The 17,066-nt window shown below is 53.8% G+C and carries 15 protein-coding genes; 4 read left to right on the top strand and 11 right to left on the bottom strand.

Going from position 1 to position 17,066, the window contains the following annotated elements:
• Positions 1-1,551 carry a tRNA (N6-isopentenyl adenosine(37)-C2)-methylthiotransferase MiaB gene (gene miaB, locus NSS64_RS10450; protein ID WP_341140035.1) on the bottom strand — a complete coding sequence of 517 codons (1,551 nt, stop codon included), beginning with the start codon at positions 1,549-1,551 and terminating at the stop codon, positions 1-3.
• 175 nt (positions 1,552-1,726) lie between these two features.
• Between miaB and NSS64_RS10445 the strand changes: the two genes are divergently transcribed.
• Entirely contained in the window at positions 1,727-2,512 is a 786-nt protein-coding gene (locus NSS64_RS10445) for a MerR family transcriptional regulator (RefSeq protein WP_341140034.1), read from the top strand.
• A complete protein-coding gene (locus NSS64_RS10440) occupies positions 2,505-2,981 on the top strand; it encodes a hypothetical protein (RefSeq protein ID WP_341140033.1) in 477 nt (158 codons plus the stop codon). The genes NSS64_RS10445 and NSS64_RS10440 overlap by 8 nt, the downstream gene beginning before the upstream one ends.
• Positions 2,982-3,093: 112 nt before the next feature.
• On the opposite strand, the gene NSS64_RS10435 is transcribed toward NSS64_RS10440, so the two are convergent.
• The 7 genes from NSS64_RS10435 to NSS64_RS10405 all read right to left on the bottom strand — a co-directional run bounded on the left by NSS64_RS10435 (position 3,094) and on the right by NSS64_RS10405 (position 11,288).
• Positions 3,094-3,276, bottom strand: coding sequence for a hypothetical protein (locus tag NSS64_RS10435; RefSeq protein ID WP_341140032.1), 183 nt, complete (start codon positions 3,274-3,276; stop codon positions 3,094-3,096).
• Positions 3,277-4,004: 728 nt separating this feature from the next.
• Positions 4,005-4,994, bottom strand: a complete 990-nt coding sequence (locus tag NSS64_RS10430) for a BclA C-terminal domain-containing protein (RefSeq protein ID WP_341140031.1) — start codon at positions 4,992-4,994, stop codon at positions 4,005-4,007.
• 224 nt (positions 4,995-5,218) lie between these two features.
• Positions 5,219-6,313, bottom strand: a complete 1,095-nt coding sequence (locus NSS64_RS10425) for an NADH:flavin oxidoreductase (protein ID WP_341140030.1) — start codon at positions 6,311-6,313, stop codon at positions 5,219-5,221.
• 117 nt (positions 6,314-6,430) lie between these two features.
• On the bottom strand, positions 6,431-7,276 hold the full coding sequence (gene rhaD / locus NSS64_RS10420; protein ID WP_076078780.1) for a rhamnulose-1-phosphate aldolase: 846 nt from the start codon (positions 7,274-7,276) through the stop codon (positions 6,431-6,433).
• A gap of 87 nt (positions 7,277-7,363) precedes the next feature.
• Positions 7,364-8,620: an L-rhamnose isomerase gene (gene rhaA, locus NSS64_RS10415; RefSeq protein ID WP_341140029.1), complete on the bottom strand. Its 1,257-nt coding sequence runs from the start codon at positions 8,618-8,620 to the stop codon at positions 7,364-7,366.
• 11 nt (positions 8,621-8,631) lie between these two features.
• The gene (gene rhaB / locus NSS64_RS10410) at positions 8,632-10,107 is read right to left on the bottom strand and encodes a rhamnulokinase (protein ID WP_341140028.1); all 1,476 of its coding nucleotides are present in this window, start codon (positions 10,105-10,107) and stop codon (positions 8,632-8,634) included.
• Between the two features lie 29 nt (positions 10,108-10,136).
• Positions 10,137-11,288, bottom strand: a complete 1,152-nt coding sequence (locus NSS64_RS10405; RefSeq protein WP_341140027.1) for an iron-containing alcohol dehydrogenase — start codon at positions 11,286-11,288, stop codon at positions 10,137-10,139.
• Between the two features lie 264 nt (positions 11,289-11,552).
• Here NSS64_RS10405 and NSS64_RS10400 point away from each other — a divergent pair, with 264 nt between their 5' ends.
• Together NSS64_RS10400 and NSS64_RS10395 are read left to right on the top strand one after the other, a co-directional pair.
• Complete coding sequence (locus NSS64_RS10400; RefSeq protein ID WP_036724867.1) at positions 11,553-12,308, top strand: DeoR/GlpR family DNA-binding transcription regulator; 756 nt, start codon at positions 11,553-11,555, stop codon at positions 12,306-12,308.
• A 39-nt stretch (positions 12,309-12,347) separates the two neighbouring features.
• Positions 12,348-13,403 (top strand): ankyrin repeat domain-containing protein, encoded by a 1,056-nt coding sequence (locus tag NSS64_RS10395; protein WP_340940197.1) that lies wholly within the window; start codon positions 12,348-12,350, stop codon positions 13,401-13,403.
• A 31-nt stretch (positions 13,404-13,434) separates the two neighbouring features.
• Here NSS64_RS10395 and NSS64_RS10390 read toward each other — a convergent pair whose 3' ends face one another.
• The 3 genes from NSS64_RS10390 to gnd form a co-directional block, all read right to left on the bottom strand.
• Positions 13,435-14,727, bottom strand: coding sequence for an L-cysteine desulfidase family protein (locus tag NSS64_RS10390; protein WP_341140026.1), 1,293 nt, complete (start codon positions 14,725-14,727; stop codon positions 13,435-13,437).
• 100 nt (positions 14,728-14,827) lie between these two features.
• Positions 14,828-15,022 (bottom strand): hypothetical protein, encoded by a 195-nt coding sequence (locus tag NSS64_RS10385; protein ID WP_340993239.1) that lies wholly within the window; start codon positions 15,020-15,022, stop codon positions 14,828-14,830.
• Between the two features lie 1,099 nt (positions 15,023-16,121).
• A complete protein-coding gene (gene gnd, locus NSS64_RS10380) occupies positions 16,122-17,015 on the bottom strand; it encodes a phosphogluconate dehydrogenase (NAD(+)-dependent, decarboxylating) (RefSeq protein ID WP_341140025.1) in 894 nt (297 codons plus the stop codon).
• Positions 17,016-17,066: the final 51 nt, after the last annotated feature.

Genomic DNA, 17,066 nt, shown 5'->3' with positions numbered 1-17,066 from the left:
TTAGAGGACCGCTGCGGCTTCCGCCTGATAGTCCCCCTGGATGTACCAAGTCTTCGCGCCGGTAATGCTCACCTGCACCAGTGTGCCGATCAGGGAGGACGGGCCTTCAAAATGCACCAGCTTACTGTCACGGGTACGTCCGGCCAGCATCCGGGCATTATTCTTGCTCGTACCTTCCACCAATACCTCCACCCGCCGGCCCAGCATCCGCTCATTCCCCAGACGGCTCTGCTCCTTGATCAGATCATTCAGACGCTGGAGACGCGCGCTCTTAACCTCTGACGGAACATTATCGTCCATCCCGGCTGCCGGAGTCCCTTCGCGCGGAGAATAAATGAAGGTATACGCCATATCATACCCTACTTCGCGCACCAGGGACAGTGTCTCCTCGAACTGCTCCTCCGTCTCACCGGGGAAGCCGACGATAATATCGGTAGTCAGCACCGCATCCGGCACGCCTGCCTTAATCTTACGGACCAGCTCCAGATAGGCTTCCCGGGTATATTTGCGGCTCATCCGCTTTAGCACGGCTGTACTTCCTGACTGCACCGGCAGATGGATATGCTCCACCAGATTACCGCCTTTGCCCAGCACATGAATTAATCGTTCGTCAAAATCACGCGGATGCGAGGTCATGAACCGGATACGCGGAATATCAATCCCCCGCATGTCGTCCATCAGGTCGCCGAAGGTATAATCAATGTCCGTAAAATCCTTGCCGTAGGCGTTCACGTTCTGCCCCAGCAGCGTTACTTCCTTGAAGCCCTGGTGGGCCAGCTCCCGCACCTCGGCAATGACATCCTCCGGACGTCTGCTCCGCTCCTTCCCCCGGGTGAACGGCACAATACAGTAGGTACAGAACTTGTCGCAGCCGTACATAATATTCACCCAGGCGCGCAGACCCTCCCGCTTCTTCGGCAGATTCTCAATGATGTCGCCCTCCTTGGACCAGACCTCTATGACCAGCTCGCGGCTGAACACCGCTTCCTTAATCAGCTCCGGCAGGCGGTGGATGTTATGTGTGCCAAAGATCAGATCCACGAAGCCGTACCGGCTCATGATCCGGTTGACCACGCCCTCCTCCTGGGACATACAGCCGCAGATCCCCAGGAGCAGGCCGGGCTTCTCGAGCTTCAGTGTTTTGAGATGGCCCAGCTCTCCGAATACCTTATCCTCCGCATTCTCGCGGATCGCACATGTATTAAGTAGTATAATATCAGCTTCGCTGCGGTCTTCAGCCGCCCGGTAACCGAGCTGCTCCAGCATTCCCTTCATCGTCTCCGTGTCATGCTCATTCATCTGGCAGCCGTAGGTGGTAATATGATAGCTCTTGCCTGCGCCGAAATCTGCCATCTCCGGCGGAATGTCGAAATGATACAGCACTTCAATCTCTTCCTTGCCCCGCCGCTTGCCTTCCTTGTAATCGGGCTGGCTGTTGATCTGTACGTTTCTGCCTTTGATCCGGTAGGTGGTCTTGCCTTCAGTCTCGCTGATGATCTTGGCATCCGTGAAATCGAAATACTGCCCGTAATCCTTACTCCCCTTCGCCATGCTACTAACACATCCTCTGCTGATGTCCCCGTATTTTCAGAGCTTTTCTAGTGTAAAATTATATCATAAGAATCCCAATAGATACCATTCTATGTCCGGGGTCAAGTTGGATTTAAAAGCTTTACTATAACGTATACGTTATCGTTTATAGTGTTGTTGAGGAGGGAACGTAACTATGATCCGCATTGGGGAGTTGGCGAAGACCGCAAATATCAGCAAAAGAACCCTGTATCATTATGAACAAATTGAATTGCTGCAACCCGCACATATCTCAGAGAACGGATATCGCTATTATGATAATCAAGCCATCCTTCGGCTGCAAAAAATTCTTTTACTGAAATCGATTGGCTATACCTTAGAAAAGATTAAAGGGCTATTGGAGAATAAGCATTCTGCGCAAGAAGATGATCATTGGATCGCTTCATTAAACGAGCAGATAGAGCTGATAGAACAGAAGAAGGAAGAGCTAAGCCGCAAGCAGTATTATCTCCGGTCAACCATTCATGCCATCCGGCTCAAGGGAACGGAGAATTTGCAGGATCTGACGCACATCATTAGTGCCATGAATAACCGCCCTTTGAGCGGAGAAATCATACCTGCCGAATTCACGGAGGACTCCCCCTTTACGGTTAAGGAAACCTGGATTCTTCAGCATCTCCCTGTGCTTGGCAGCAGCAACCAGCGATTGGAGGAGCTTGTAGACATTATGGGACAGGCAGCAGATATGATGTCCTCCTCTCCCTATTCTTCTGAAGCTCAGGCTCTGGCGGGCCGGTTGTACGACAAGGCACTGGAGCTATTCGAGGGTGATGCCAAGCTGCTGGATAAGTATTGGGAGCAGATTAGACCCGCTGACGGGGCAGAGCCTGTCGTAATGGGCATGGATCGCGCAATGATGTCTTTTATAGATGAGATGATCGGATATTATCTTGGACATAGAGAGGAGAACCGGCATGAATAAAGCTAAACAAATAGAGATGATGATCAGGAAAATAGGAAGGACTGCCCTGCTGGCCAGTGTACTGCTTCTATTATCGGCCTGCGGAATATCACAAGAATCCAAGGATGGAATGGTCGCTGAGCCCTCCCCAGTACAGGCTGAACCGGATGCAGGTGCCATACGTGTAGAGGTGCTGATTGAAAGTGACAGCGATTCGGCAGTTAATCTGGAGGTGGACATCGACGCCCGGAAGCACCCGGAGAGTGTATACCTGGATACGATTGAACTTCCATATCGAGAGGAATTTAACGTCCCCAAGGACACCTTCATCCCGCTGAATTCCACCAAGGTGCAGGCAGAAAAAGATGAAGCGGCCACTTGGATCAGCTGCACCATTCTGTATGACGGAGAGGTAGTCGCAACTCACAAATCCAGAGGGGATAAGGCGAAGGCCGTTTGCGAGAAGAATTTCCGCCTAGGGCCGGGATAACGAACGGATAAGATATCAGGCTTCCCGGACAAAAAAGAACACCCCATGCCCGAAGGCATCAGCGAACAGGCTGATGACGGGTGCACTGGGTGGTAGTGTTGACCTCTATCTATTAGTACAAAGTCTTGGTCGCCGCGGAGATGAACGGAATAATCTCATCCGTCTTGCCTGTCTGCACTTTGGCAGGCCATGCGGGATCGCTGATCAGCGCCCGGCCTACTGCTACCAGATCGAATACGCCCTTCTCCAGGCGTTCCAGCAGACGGTCGATGTTATCGTCCTCATTCTTCTCCATAACCGCACTGGTAAATGCGAAGATATCTACCCCGGTATTGTTGAGCGGGGTCAGGAAACGGGCCAGATACTCCAGCGTCTCCTCCAGCTTAGCGTCGTAGGCCCTGCCCTTCCACTACGAGAAGCGGAGTACGATCGGAAAATCCCCAGATTTAAAATAACTTCATTGCTTAGAGCTTCAATGTGAGGCACGCAACTCAGGAGTATCTCCAGCGCAACAAAATCACCCTTCGGGTGGATGAGATTACCTGCGCGCCAGCAAATGTATGCCGTTTTCCGCATACATTCGGGCCACCTGCCTGCGCGACAGCAAATGTATGCTGTTTTCCGCATACATTCGGGCCACAAGCCTGCGCGACAGCAAATGTATGCTGTTTTTCGCATACATTCGGGCCACCTGCCTGCGCGACAGCAAATGTATGCTATTTTCCGCATACATTCGGGCCACAAGCCTGCGCGACAGCAAATGTATGCTGTTTTTCGCATACATTCGGGCCACCAGCCTACGCGCCAGCAAATGTATGCTGTTTTTCGCATACATTCTGAGCTCTTCATATACTCATGCGGCCTCCGGATCATCCAAAGAGTGCTTCTCCCCACGCTATGCCCCCTTATCCACAACAGAGGGATAATATAATCTCCTATACGACAAAAAATACGACAAAAAAGCCCGGACTTAAATGTAAGGTCCCGGACTTATTTATTACAACCAGCTTGCCACCGGACGTCCTAATCCCCAAGCCTATAGATCAAAATCGATGCGTTGGAGTTGATCTGCGTTCCTCCGGCTAAGGTCTGTAAATTGATTGCAGCGGCACTGGAATGGTTCCTTAAAGTGATTACATCGCCGGGGACTACAGAGATAATCACCATCCCGGGGTTAGGCTGTGTTCCCGCTCCTGAACCATAGACACTGCCACCAACAGGTGCACCGTTCAGATACAACGTGAACTGATTCGGTTCCACTGCGGTGACAATATAGATTACCGCATAATCTCCTGCATTCTCAACATTAATCTGAGCTGTATTAGGGGTATGCGAGAAGCCGACAAGACTCTCATTGCTGTCAAAAGTAACATCTGCTTCCGTAGCCACGGTCTGGGCCCCCGTATTGAAAATATAGGCATAAGATGACGCCAATACGCCCGTCGCTCCCGTCACACCCGTTACTCCCGTCACTCCCGTTGCTCCAGTTGCACCCGTCACTCCCGTTGCACCCGTCACTCCAGTTGCACCCGTTACTCCCGTCGCACCCGTGGCTCCCGTTACTCCCGTCGCCCCCGTTACTCCCGTCGCCCCCGTTACTCCCGTCGCCCCCGTTACTCCCGTTACTCCGGTAGCTCCGGTGACTCCTGTTGCCTCTTCTCCCAGCAACTCCTGCGAGACCAGCCGGTGTGCTGTCACCAACTGCCCGCTGGTATTTTGGCCCCATAGGGACACCTGCGCTTCGGAGACCGCCGTTCCTGTCGTGTTGAACACGAATTCAAAAGCATCCAAGTCTGCATAGTAAATTTTGGTAACCACTTGGGAGGGGGCCACACTGATCTCCTCCTGCACATATAAGGTGCGTATGCCGTTCAGGGTATAACCCGAAATAAGGATATCGAAGAATCCGGTTATATTGCGGCCGTCTATTTTGAGTGTTACCCTTTGCGTCGGGCGGGTCCCCGTATTGCTTGCAATATTATTCTCAATCGGTCCTGTTGATAAAATTGCCATTTCCAGCTCCCCTCTCAACCTAAATCAAGCTATATTAATAGCAATATTCGAGAGAAAACAGAAGAGTGTTGGCAAATTGGCATTATTATAAGAAATAGTCATAATCAGTACATCTTCAAAGATTCACCCGCAAAAAAACACCCCATGCGGGCAGCCATGAGCGGATAGACTTGAAGTCTAACCTAATGGCTTGGCACAGGGTGTTACAGATCAAGCTCTATTGATTAAAACAATGTCTTGGTAGACTCCGAGGTGAACGGAATAATCTCGTTAATCTTGCCCGCCTGCACTTTGGCAGGCCATGCGGGATCGCTGATCAGCGCCCGGCCTACTGCTACAAGATCGAATTCGCCCTTCTCCAGGCGTTCCAGCAGACGGTCGATGTTGTCGTCCTGGTCCTTCTCCGTGACCGCACTGGTGAACGCACTATCCAATCCCACAGAACCTACTGTAATGGCAGGCTTGCCCGTGATCTTCTTCGTCCAGCCTGCCAGGTTAAGCTCCGAGCCTGCGAATTCCGGCTCCCAGAACCGCCGGGTCGAGCAGTGGAAGATATCCACACCAGCATTGCTGAGCGGGGTCAGGAAGCGGGTCAGGTCTTCGGGAGACTCGGCCAGCTTAGCATCATAGGCCCCGGCCTTCCACTGCGAGAAGCGGAGTACAATCGGGAAATCCGGTCCTACCGCGCGGCGGCAGGCATCGACCACTTCCACCGCGAAGGTGGTGCGCGCCTCCAGATCACCGCCGTATTCATCGGTGCGGCGGTTGGTCTTCTCCCAGAAGAACTGGTCGATCAGATAGCCGTGGGCGCCGTGCAGCTCTATGCCGTCGAAGCCGATGGCTTTGGCAGCCTTCGCTGCCTTGGCGAAGGCACTGACGATGGCCTGAATCTCGCTCTTCGTCATCGGCTCCGTCACCTGCTCACCGGCCAGATTCAGCCCGGACGGGCCAATCGGCAGCGCCGAAGCGTTAGGCTCCTCACCGATCTTACGGGCCATGCCGACATGCCAGAGCTGGGGCATAATCTTGCCTCCGGCGGCATGCACCTCGCGCACGACCTGCGCCCATCCCTCCAGAGCGGCTTCGCCATGGAAGTTCGGGATATCCTGATGGCTGACTGCCGCCGGATGATCGATGGCTGTGCCTTCGGTAATGATCAGGCCCACCCCGCCTTCCGCGCGCCGGCGGTAATACGCCGCCACCTCAGGACCAGGTACGCCTCCGGGAGAATACACCCGGGTCATCGGGGCCATCACCACACGGTTACTGAGAGACAAGCCCCCGTATTCAAAAGGTTCAAACAATGCAGCAGCATTCATAATTCACTAGCCTCCATTTCATACGATGATTACTTGATGATTACTTTAAGTAAGCATAGTATGACGCTTCCCGGCGGCAAATGCAAATGACTGCCAGTCTAAGCGGTTCGATAAGTCTTATAAGTCCAGCACTCCGGCTTTTGGAGTCACCCGGAAGGCTGCGGCCAGATCTGCCAGCTGCTGATCAGTGATCTTCTGCCGAATCTCTCTTCCGCCGATCAGGTTATAGACAATCGCGGCCTTTTCAATCGTTTCAACCAGTCCGAAGGTGGCATCCATCGTCGCCCCGGTCACAAAGATCCCATGCTGCGGCCAGATGACTACGCGGTACTCCTTCATTTTATCCGCGGTAGCCCGGCCGATCTCGCTGCTCCCCGGCACCATCCAGGGAATGACGCTGACGCCATCCGGGAAGACCACCAGACATTCCGTGCACATCTCCCACAGCGTCTTGGTGAATTTCAGCTCATCCAGATCATGGGTGAAGGTCATGGCAATTACATTCGTTGCATGGGTATGCAGCACAATCCGGTGCGCCGGATCTACCTTCAGCCGTTCGATATGGCTCATGAAGTGGGAAGCCAGCTCACTGGTCGGAACAGCGCCATTACGCAATCCCCATAACACCTCTACACTCTCGCCGCTGCTGCTGACACGCAGCACACCCAGATTGGCCTCCGGGTCCTTGATCACATTACGGAAATACTTGCCTGATCCGGTAACAATGAAGTATTTGCCCGCCAGCTCGGCTACAGGGAAGGTAAGGCTGATCGTGCGCAGCGGCTCGCGGATATTGATATACTTGGCTACCTCTTCTTCATCCAGGAGGTAACTGACATTGCCCCCATTCAGCTCATCCCAGCCCAAGGACCACATGTGATGGGTAATTTCAGACATTTCCTCGATAAAAGGCGCCGTGACGCCGGAGATATACCCTTTGGATTCAATTACGGAAGTACTCATATGTTCTCTCCTTCTATATGCACCCTAAGCGTGCGGGTACTTGTTATTTATTATTTCAGCAGTCATTGTAATTTCAGCAGCCTAATCTTATCTTAAAGCCAATACATCCTGTTCATAGCGCTTCACTTCAGCCAGCCATTGCTCGCGGACCGGGGTCCCCTGCGAAGCGCAGTAGTAATCCCAGACAGCACCGAACGGGTAGGACTTGAATTCTTCCACCAGGGCCAGCCGTGAGGTGTAATCTCCGGCCCGTTCAATGTCCCGAAGCTCCTCTACCGGCTCCAGCATAGCGCGCAGCAGCGCCTTGATCGTATTGCGCGTGCCGATTACCCAAGCTGCCAGATGATTGATACTGCCGTCGAAGAAGTCGAGCCCGATATGCGTACGCGGCAGCAGATCCCCGCGAACCAGCTCGCGGGCAATCTCCAGCAGCTCATCGTCCATCGTTACCACATGATCGCTATCCCAGCGGACCGGTCTGCTGACATGCAGCAGCAGCTGCTCGCTGAACATCAGGATGGAGCTGAGCTTGTTCGAGATCACTTCCGTCGGATGGAAATGCCCGGCATCCAGGCAGATTGCCTTGCCGCGTGTAAGGGCGTAGCCCATGTAGAACTCATGTGATCCGACCACGTAGCTCTCCGAGCCGATGCCGAACAGCTTGCTCTCCACGGCATCGATAGTATACTGCGGATCCATCTCCTCGCTGAAGATTTCATCCAGCGATTCCTTCAGTCGCATGCGCGGTGCCAGCCGGTCTACCGGAGTATCCTTGTATCCGTCAGGCACCCAGAAATTCGTCACACACGGCTGGCCCAGCTCGCGCCCGAAATGCTCGGCAATGCTGCGGGAAGCCTTGCAATGCTTAATCCAGAAGCTCCGGATCTCTTCGTCCGCATGGCTCAGGGTGAACCCGTCCGCCGCCTTCGGATGCGAGAAGCAGGTCGGATTGAAATCAAGGCCTAAGCCCTGCTCCTTGGCCCATTCCACCCAATTCGTGAAATGGCGCGGCGCGAGCTCATCCAGATCCACCTGCTCCTTCGTATCGGCATAGATCGCATGCAGATTGACCTTATGCTTGCCGGGAATCAGCGAGAGGGCCTTCTCCAGATCCTGACGCAGCTCATCCGGTGTACCGGCCCGGCCGGGGTAGCTGCCGGTCACGGCAATACCGCCGCTCAGCTCTTTATCCTTGAACAGGAAGCCCCGTACATCATCGCCCTGCCAGCAGTGCAGCGATACTTTGATCTGCCCCAGCTTCTCCAGTACCTCATCCGTATGAATCCCATGGGCTGCATATAATTTCTTGGCTTCGTTGTAGCTGTTAATGATGCTCTGATCCATGCTGTTGCCTCCTAATACGTATTGTGAACATCCGCTCCCGGATGAAGCTGCTCCCAGCGGACCAGCAGCTCCGCCAGCTGAGGAACCGGCTGCGGAAGATAAGACTGAATCGCGAAGGACTGAGAGATGATCTGCCGGGCTTCATGGATATCTGCCATACGGCCCGCCTCAACCATCTGCACAGCCAGATTACCCAGGGCTGTAGATTCGGTCGGTCCGGCCAGCACTTCCCTGCCGGTAACATCCGCCGTCAGCTGGCACAGCAGCCCATTGTTAGAGCCGCCGCCGACAATCTGCAGCACTTCGGTACGCTTCCCGGTGAGATCTTCCAATTCAGCCAGATGACTGCGGTAGGATAATGCCAGACTGTCAAAGATACAGCGGGCCAGCTCGCCCGTAGTCTGCGGCACAGGCTGGCCGCTCTCCAGGCAGGCCCGCCGGATCTCCTGAATCATATCCCCGGGCTTAAGGAACCGCGGATGATTGCAGGGAATCAGGCTGCGGAAGCCAGAGCATTCCCCGGCCTGCTCTGCCAGTTCCGCGAAGCTAAATCTTCCACCGTCCAGTCTGCGCACTTCCTGAATCAGCCAGAGGCCCATAATATTCTTCAGGAACCGGTAAGTCCCGTAAGCGCCCCACTCGTTGGTATAATTGGCGGCCATCGCTCTGCTGTTATTGATCGGGTGATCCAGTTCTACTCCCAGCAGAGACCAGGTTCCGCTGCTAAGATAGGCTGACGCACGGTCCTTCTGAGCAGGCACACCGAGCACCGCAGATGCTGTGTCATGCGTAGCCACGCAGATCAGGCGGCACTCCGGCAGATCATACTCCGCGCGCAGCTCCTGCGTAATGAAGCCGAGCTCTTCCCCAGGCTCGGTTAACGGAGCGAACTGTTCACGCCGCAGACCCAGAAATTCCAGCAACTCAGGATCGTATTCACGGGTCGCAAGATTCAATAGCTGTGTCGTGGATGCATTGGTAACCTCGTTCATCTTACGTCCGCCGAGCCGGTAGTACAGATAATCCGGCACCAGCAGGATCTGATCGGCCGCCTTCAGCTCTTCCCGGTCATGCGCATATAGCTGATACAGCGTATTGAAGGTAAGCTGCTGAATACCCGTTTTGGCGTAGACCTTCTCTGGCGGAAGGAGCCGCCCGACTTCTTCCATCACCCCGTCGGTCCGGTGGTCACGGTAGGCATAGACCCCGCTTATCCGCTTGCCTTCGGCATCCAGCAGCACATAATCTACCGCCCAGGTATCAATGCCGAGGGTGCATTTGTGAATGCCTCTTAGATTCGCCTGCTGCAGACCGTTAATAATTTCATTCAATAAATAATCCATATCCCAGAAGCAGGAGCCTTCCTGTTCCGTGAAGCCATTGCTGAAACGGTGAATCTCCTCCAGACGGAGGCTCCCGTCCACGAGCTGTCCGAGCACCAGCCGTCCGCTGGAGGCGCCGATATCGACGGCGATATGATAGGTCATAGGGAATCTCCTATTCTATGGGAGGTGATTTACAGAATTTTGCGGAATAACGCGATTACTTCATCTTTGGCAGGAATAAAAGGATTACCGGGCGCGCAGGCATCCTTCATAGCGTTCTCAGCCAGCAGATCAAGATCTACTTCCGCTACACCCAGCTCGGACAGCTTGGCAGGTATGCCAACCTCCTTCGACAGGGCCTTGATCGCCTCAATGACGTAATCCGCACATTCCTTGTCGCTGCGCCCTTCAGTCTGCATACCGGCCGCTCTGGCAATCGCTCTGAACTTCTCCGGCACATACTTGGCATTCTCTTCCTCCACGTAAGGCAGCAGCATGGCATTACATACGCCGTGCGGCAGATCATACACCCCGCCCAGCTGATGGGCCATGGCATGCACATAGCCTAAGCCTGCGTTATTGAAGGCCAGGCCGCCGAGGAAGATCGCATAGACCATCTGCTCACGCGCTTCAATATCCCCTCCGTTCGTTACCGTCCGCGCCAGATTACCGAAGATCAGCTCCACCGCAGCCAGTGCCGTAGCATCGGTCACCGGATATGCGCCTGGAGTGACCAGCGCTTCAATCGCATGTGTCAGTGCATCCATGCCCGTAGCTGCCGTCAGCGCAGCAGGCTTATCGACCATCAGCTCCGGATCATTCACCGAGATGGTGGCGATACTGTTCTTGTCTACCATGACCATCTTGATTTTGCGCTCTTCATCTGTAATCACGTAGTTGATCGTCACTTCACTTGAAGTCCCGGCCGTCGTGTTCACCGCGACAATCGGCAGAGATTTCTTCTTGGATTTGTGAACGCCTTCATAATCGGCAATATGCCCCCCATTGGTGGCCACAATTCCGATGGCCTTGGCCGTATCCTGCGGCGAGCCGCCGCCGATGGAGATCAGATAGTCACATTCGTGCTGCTTAAGGAAGTCTACGCCGTCATGAACATTTTTGCAGGTAGGGTTCGGCTTCACTTCATCATATACCACATACTGAATCCCCGCCTCCTCCAGCACAGCCAGCAGCTTGCCAGCGATTCCGCTCTTCATCAGGAACTTGTCTGTGACCACAAGCGCCTTGTTCAAATTCAGCTCTTGAATGTACGGGGCGATGTCCTTCAGACAGCCCTTCCCCATAATGTTGATTGACGGTACATAATAGACATGAGTAATCATTGCTTAACCAGCCTCCCGGGCACATGAATAATGAATGAACACTGTAAACGTACATCTACCTGTTGACCTTCTCATCGTATAGCCGTTAATCTGTGTTGTCAACATTATAAATACAAATAATGTTGTTTTTATTTGTTTAATGTACGTTTCGTGGAAAACAAACGATCATTATTGTGGGTTTCAGAGCAAATCGGGTTCATAATGTTGTACAACACAGAAATAACAGTCTATATTAAGACTATCAACTCTGGAAAGGTGATACGTATGCTCGCTGCCGAAAGACGCAAAAAAATAATCGACCTTGTCCATCAGGACAAGCGGGTGCTGGTGTCCGATCTGAGCCGGATGTTCGAGGTGACAGAGGAGACGATCCGCAGAGACCTGGAGAAGCTGGAGAAGGATGGCATTGTAAGCCGGACCTACGGCGGAGCCATGCTGAACAGGCATACCAATGAGGACCTGCCTTTTCTGACCCGGGGAGCGCTCAATACGGATATCAAACGCGCAATAGCGATCCAGGCGCTGGATCTGATTAATGACGGGGATACGCTGATGGTCGACCCCAGCTCGACTTCGTTTGAATTCCTGAAGCTGCTGGGTAATAAAAGTAATCTGACGATCATCACCAATTCGATCAACATTCTCCATGAGTTCGCAAGTTCGAGCCACAGCATTATTTCTACAGGCGGCTCACTCCGCCACCGTTCCCTGTCGCTTGTCGGCCCCGTAGCCCATGAGACCATTCAGCGCTACAATGTGGACACCGCTGTAATCAGCTGCAAGGCCCTTGATATGGACCGCGGGGTCACCGATTCCAATGAACCGGAATGCGAGCTGAAAAAATATATGCTGCGTCAGGCACACAAGGTTGTGCTGCTCGCGGACCATACCAAGTTCGACCAGACAGCCTTCGCGAGGCTCGCAGAGCTAAGCCGGATCGATGTGCTGATTACCGACCGCAAGCCTTCGGAAGCGTGGCTGAAGCTGTTGTCCGAGAAGAATGTGGAAGTATTGTATTAATATCACAAGAGATCATTTTGAGAGGGGATAAGTTTAGATATGGGCACAAAGAGGAAAACCTTACCCGCCGATTTCCGCGAGCTGGTTAAAACAGGGGATATCGATCTACTTAAGGCTGTTTTTGAGCAATGTGAATGGAATGCAACCTTGGGCTACTCCAAAGAACCTGCACTCAGCATCCGGCAAATTCCGGATGAGCTGGCCCGCTGGCTGGTGGAGCAGGGTGCTGACATTAACGCCAGGGATAAATATCAGCGTACCCCGCTGCATTCACAGGCCGGAAACTGGTCGGGTAATATCCCGCTGTTCCTTGAGCTTGGTGCTGAGCTGGAAGCCCTGGATTATCAGGACGAGACCCCGCTGCACGCCGCTGTCAACTACTACCGGACTGGGGCGGTCCGTGATCTTATCGCTCACGGCGCCAACATCCATGCTGTGAGCAAGCGCGGGAATACCCCGCTGGCAAAAGCCTTGATCAATTGCCGGAATGCCGATATCACCGGCATGGCTGAGATCGCGCAGGCAATGCTTGCAGCCGGAGCAGAAGCTACACCGGAGATGAGGGAATCCGTGAAGAAGATCGGCAAGAGCTTTGAATTCGCCCGCTCCAATTTCAATAAAGAGCGCTTGAGTGAAACCGCAGCTGCACTCGAATCCCTGTACAAGCTGTTCGATGTAGAGCCTGTAGCAGCGCGGGTGATGCATGACGGCGTTTCCAAGATCGAGGTAAACAGCACAAGATGGCAGGATCAGCACCAGGAGCTATGGGAATTACTCGTCCCGGCGTCAGGGCATGCGTTCACCGTGCAGGGAGAGGTCATTCGCATCACCGGCCGGATCTCACATGAAATCATGAATAACGGCGGAGGCAACTGGGATGCCGATTTCCGTAAAATGCTGAATGCGCTGCTCCGGCACTTCGCCTCGGGCACACCTCTGGACCCTGCGCACCTCAAGGAAGCGGCGGAATTAGCCGGTTACCTGCGCCATGGCAACGGCAATGATGAGCCGGCCAGATTATGCGAATTGGCCGTGAATTGGGTACTTGCCAATCCACAGCCTGTTTCGTTGCCGCAGCCGGATTACAAACGCTAAATGCTGAGACATCCAGCACTTGTCCTGCTCCCTATGAAGAAGCGGCTCCCTTGGAGAGCATAATATTCAGAATCGCCTGGTCTGTGGCGGCAAGCCCTTCCTGAACCAGGGTCTCCATATTCTTGATCGTATCCTCCACCTTCTCGAAGATGACACCGTCACTCGGACTAGCGGAAATATTGTTCATGGCGAGAGTAGCAGACTGAATGGCCGCATTGGTGGCCGTTGAGATTTTGAGCGCACAGGTTGGCTTGGCACCATCGCAGATCATGCCGGAAGTAGAGGCAATCGTATTCTGGATGGAGTGCTTGATCTGCGCCAGCGTCCCGCCCATCAGATAGACAATGCCGCTGCCCGCCCCCACTCCACCGGCAATGCCTGAGCCGCAGAGCGGGGACAGACGGCCAATGTAATGCTTCACATGAATGGTAATCAGATTGCTGAGCGCCATCGCTCTTGCCAGGGTCTCCTCATCCTTGCCGAGGAGCTCGGCCAGGGCAATGACCGGCATGGTACAGGCAATCCCCTGATTGCCGCTGCCCGCCGTCGTCATTACCGGCATGGCACTGCCGTCCATCCGTGCATCGGATGCGGCTGCCGTTGCGGCAATGATCCGGTTCGCCACATCCGCGCCGAACAGATTGAGGGCGGATTGCTGGCTCATTTTCCGGCCCACCTGAAGGCCATACTCCCCTCGCAGCCCTTCCTCCGAGATCGCCTTATTCATAACCGCTCCCTCCAGCAGGAAGCGAAGATCCTCGAACGGTGTATTCTGAACGAAGGCATAGATATCTTCGAGTGAGACCGAGTATACCTCAGGGTCCAGACTAAGCGGGTCACCGCAGTCGGCCTTGTCCAGCTTCGGCTCAAGCCGCTGGCCATCCTTCGCCAGAAACTGCACATTCGTGTGCTCTTTTACCAGGATCGCTGTGGCGGTATGGTTCTTGCTGTGTACTCTCGCTTCAATATATAGCTTCTCCGGCGTATCCTTCAGCTCAACCTCCAGCAGCTTACGCTCCAGCAGTCTCTCTGCACTTGCCAGCTCCTCCGGGGTCAGACCGGACAGAATCTCCAGCTTCCGCTCCGAGCGGCGCACCACCGCACCCAAGGCAGCCGCTATCGGCAAGCCCGTCTGGCCTGTACCAGGAATCCCCACACCCATCGCATTCTTGATGATATTGCCGCTGAGGAATAGCCGAATCGCCGTAATCTCCTCTTCCACCAGTTCAGCGGCCAACGAGACGGCATAAGCTACCGCTATCGGTTCGGTGCAGCCTTCTGCCGGCATAATTTCTTTGTGTAATACTTCCAGTAGGTTAACCATCTGTGCATCACCATTCCCTCTGTCTGTCGATCTATGTCTATATCTGTTTCTTTATATAGTACATCAGATAGACAGTCCGGGGAATCCCCGTTATTACCCATCACCCGCCCAGCTTCACCAGCCGCTTCAGCCCTTCCGTACAGGCCCAGCCTCCGGCACCTGCCAGAATCGCATTATGACAAATGTTCAAAGCCAGCTTATACGTCATACTGCCGATAATGATTTCGACCACAATGAACCGTAAGATATCTCTTTTCGTGATCAGATAAACTCTAAATTCCTGATTATGGGACACCGGCTATCTCCCCCGTCCAATTCATGTTTCTGTACTTATATGCCGCCTGCGGGTTGTCTGATTCTCTGTGCCAGGCACAACAAAGAGCACTACTTCTCCATTGGGCTACATTGCTGGAAAAGTACTGCTCCGTTGGCTTGATTGCTTAGTTGGCGGATATTCGGCGGATTCAGGTGCACTAGTGCTCTTCATTTGCGAGGTCGGCGGGTAGTCGGCGGATTCAGGTGCACTAGTGCTCTTCATTTGCGAGGTTGGCGGGTAGTCGGCGGATTCAGGTGCACTAGTGCTCTTCATTTGCGAGGTCGGCGGGTAGTCGGCGGATTCAATGGGGCTGTCTCAAAAGTCATGAAATGGCTGCTTGTGACAGCTCTTTATTGCGGAGTGGGACCAACATGAGCACTTAGGTGGACGCTCTGCAAACGGACCGTTGTTCCAATCGCTGTTGTGTCCAGATTTTTTTCATTCCCCTTAGCGGTGAAAATCCGGACACAAAGGCGACCGCTTCCGCTTTTACACAATCGTTCCGTCCGCACCGCTGTTTAAGCGGGAAACGACTCATCCATGCTAAAAAAGAAACAAAAAAATCGCTCAGAGGGCGTTCGGCAGTTGCGTAAGGAGGTGTTGCCTTAAAAGACGACCCATTAGCTGTACGCTGAATGACAGAACCGGAAATTGCTTGGACAACTGAAGAACAATCGAGGCTTCCGGGGATTTCTGCAAGTGGCTGTCATCGCTCATAGAAAATTACTTTTGGGACAGCCCCTTCATTTCTCCATCCGACCCACTTCCGGCCAATTTAATGGGATTTATCCCCTTCATTTCCCCATCCGGCCCGCTTCCAGCCGATTTAATGGGATTAATCCCCTTCATTTCTCCATCTGGCCCGTTTCCGGCCAATTTAATGGGATTAATCCCCTTCATTTTCCCATCCGACCCACTTCCGGCCAATTTAATGGGATTTATCCCCTTCATTTTCCCGTATAGCCCGCTTCCAGGCCCGCTTCCGGCCAAAGCCGAAACAGAAGAGGCTGCCCAAACAGCCATTACATGGCTATGGGACAGCCCCCTGATATCACCGCTTCAGCCTAATTGCTGCTGCTTATTTCGACTCCACCGCATGGCCGCCGAATTCGTTACGCAAGGCGGCGACGACTTTGCCGGTGAAGGTGTCGGTCTCCAGCGACCGGTAGCGCATGAGCAGAGCCATGGCGATAACCGGAGTCGCTGCCTGGAGGTCGAAGGCCGTCTCCAGTGTCCAGCGTCCCTCCCCGGAGGAATGCATGACTCCCTTGATGTCCTCCAGCTTGGCATCCTTGGAGAAAGCCCGCTCGATCAGCTCCATCAGCCAGGAGCGGACCACCGAGCCGTTGTTCCAGACGCGGGCCACCTGCTCGAAGTCGAAATCATATCCGCTTTTCTCCAGCACCTCGAAGCCCTCGCCGATCGCAGCCATCATCCCGTATTCAATTCCGTTGTGCACCATCTTGAGGAAATGTCCGCTCCCGGATTTGCCGGCGTACAGATATCCGTTCTCTACCGCAGTGTCACGGAACAGAGGCTCGACCACCGCCCAAGCTTCCTCATCGCCGCCAACCATGTAGCAGGCCCCGTTCCGTGCACCTTCCATTCCGCCGGAGGTTCCTGCATCCAGGAAGTGAATTCCGTGGGCACCCAGCTCCTCATGACGGCGGATCGACTCTTTATAATGTGAGTTCCCGGCTTCAATGATAATATCTCCCTTGGATAATAGCGGCGTCAGTTCAGCAATCACTGAATCTACAAAAGTATGGGGAACCATGATCCAGAGAACGCGCGGGGAATCAAGCCGGCCCGTAAGCTCCGTGAGGCTTGCTGCCCCGGATGCACCGCGTTCGGCCAGTTCCTGCACCGCAGCAGGATTCACATCATACGCTACCAATTCATGGGCATGCTCCAGCAGGTTCTGGCCCAGATTGAAGCCCATTTTGCCAAGTCCGATTAAACCGACTTTCATTACGAATCCCTCCGAATTGTGTAGTCATATATAAGCTAACTCTGTCCGCTT

It is taken from the genome of Paenibacillus sp. FSL H8-0122, from assembly GCF_038005345.1.
Taxonomy (GTDB): Bacteria; Bacillota; Bacilli; order Paenibacillales; family Paenibacillaceae; genus Paenibacillus_AQ.
This window is presented reverse-complemented; position numbering and strand designations above follow the sequence as displayed.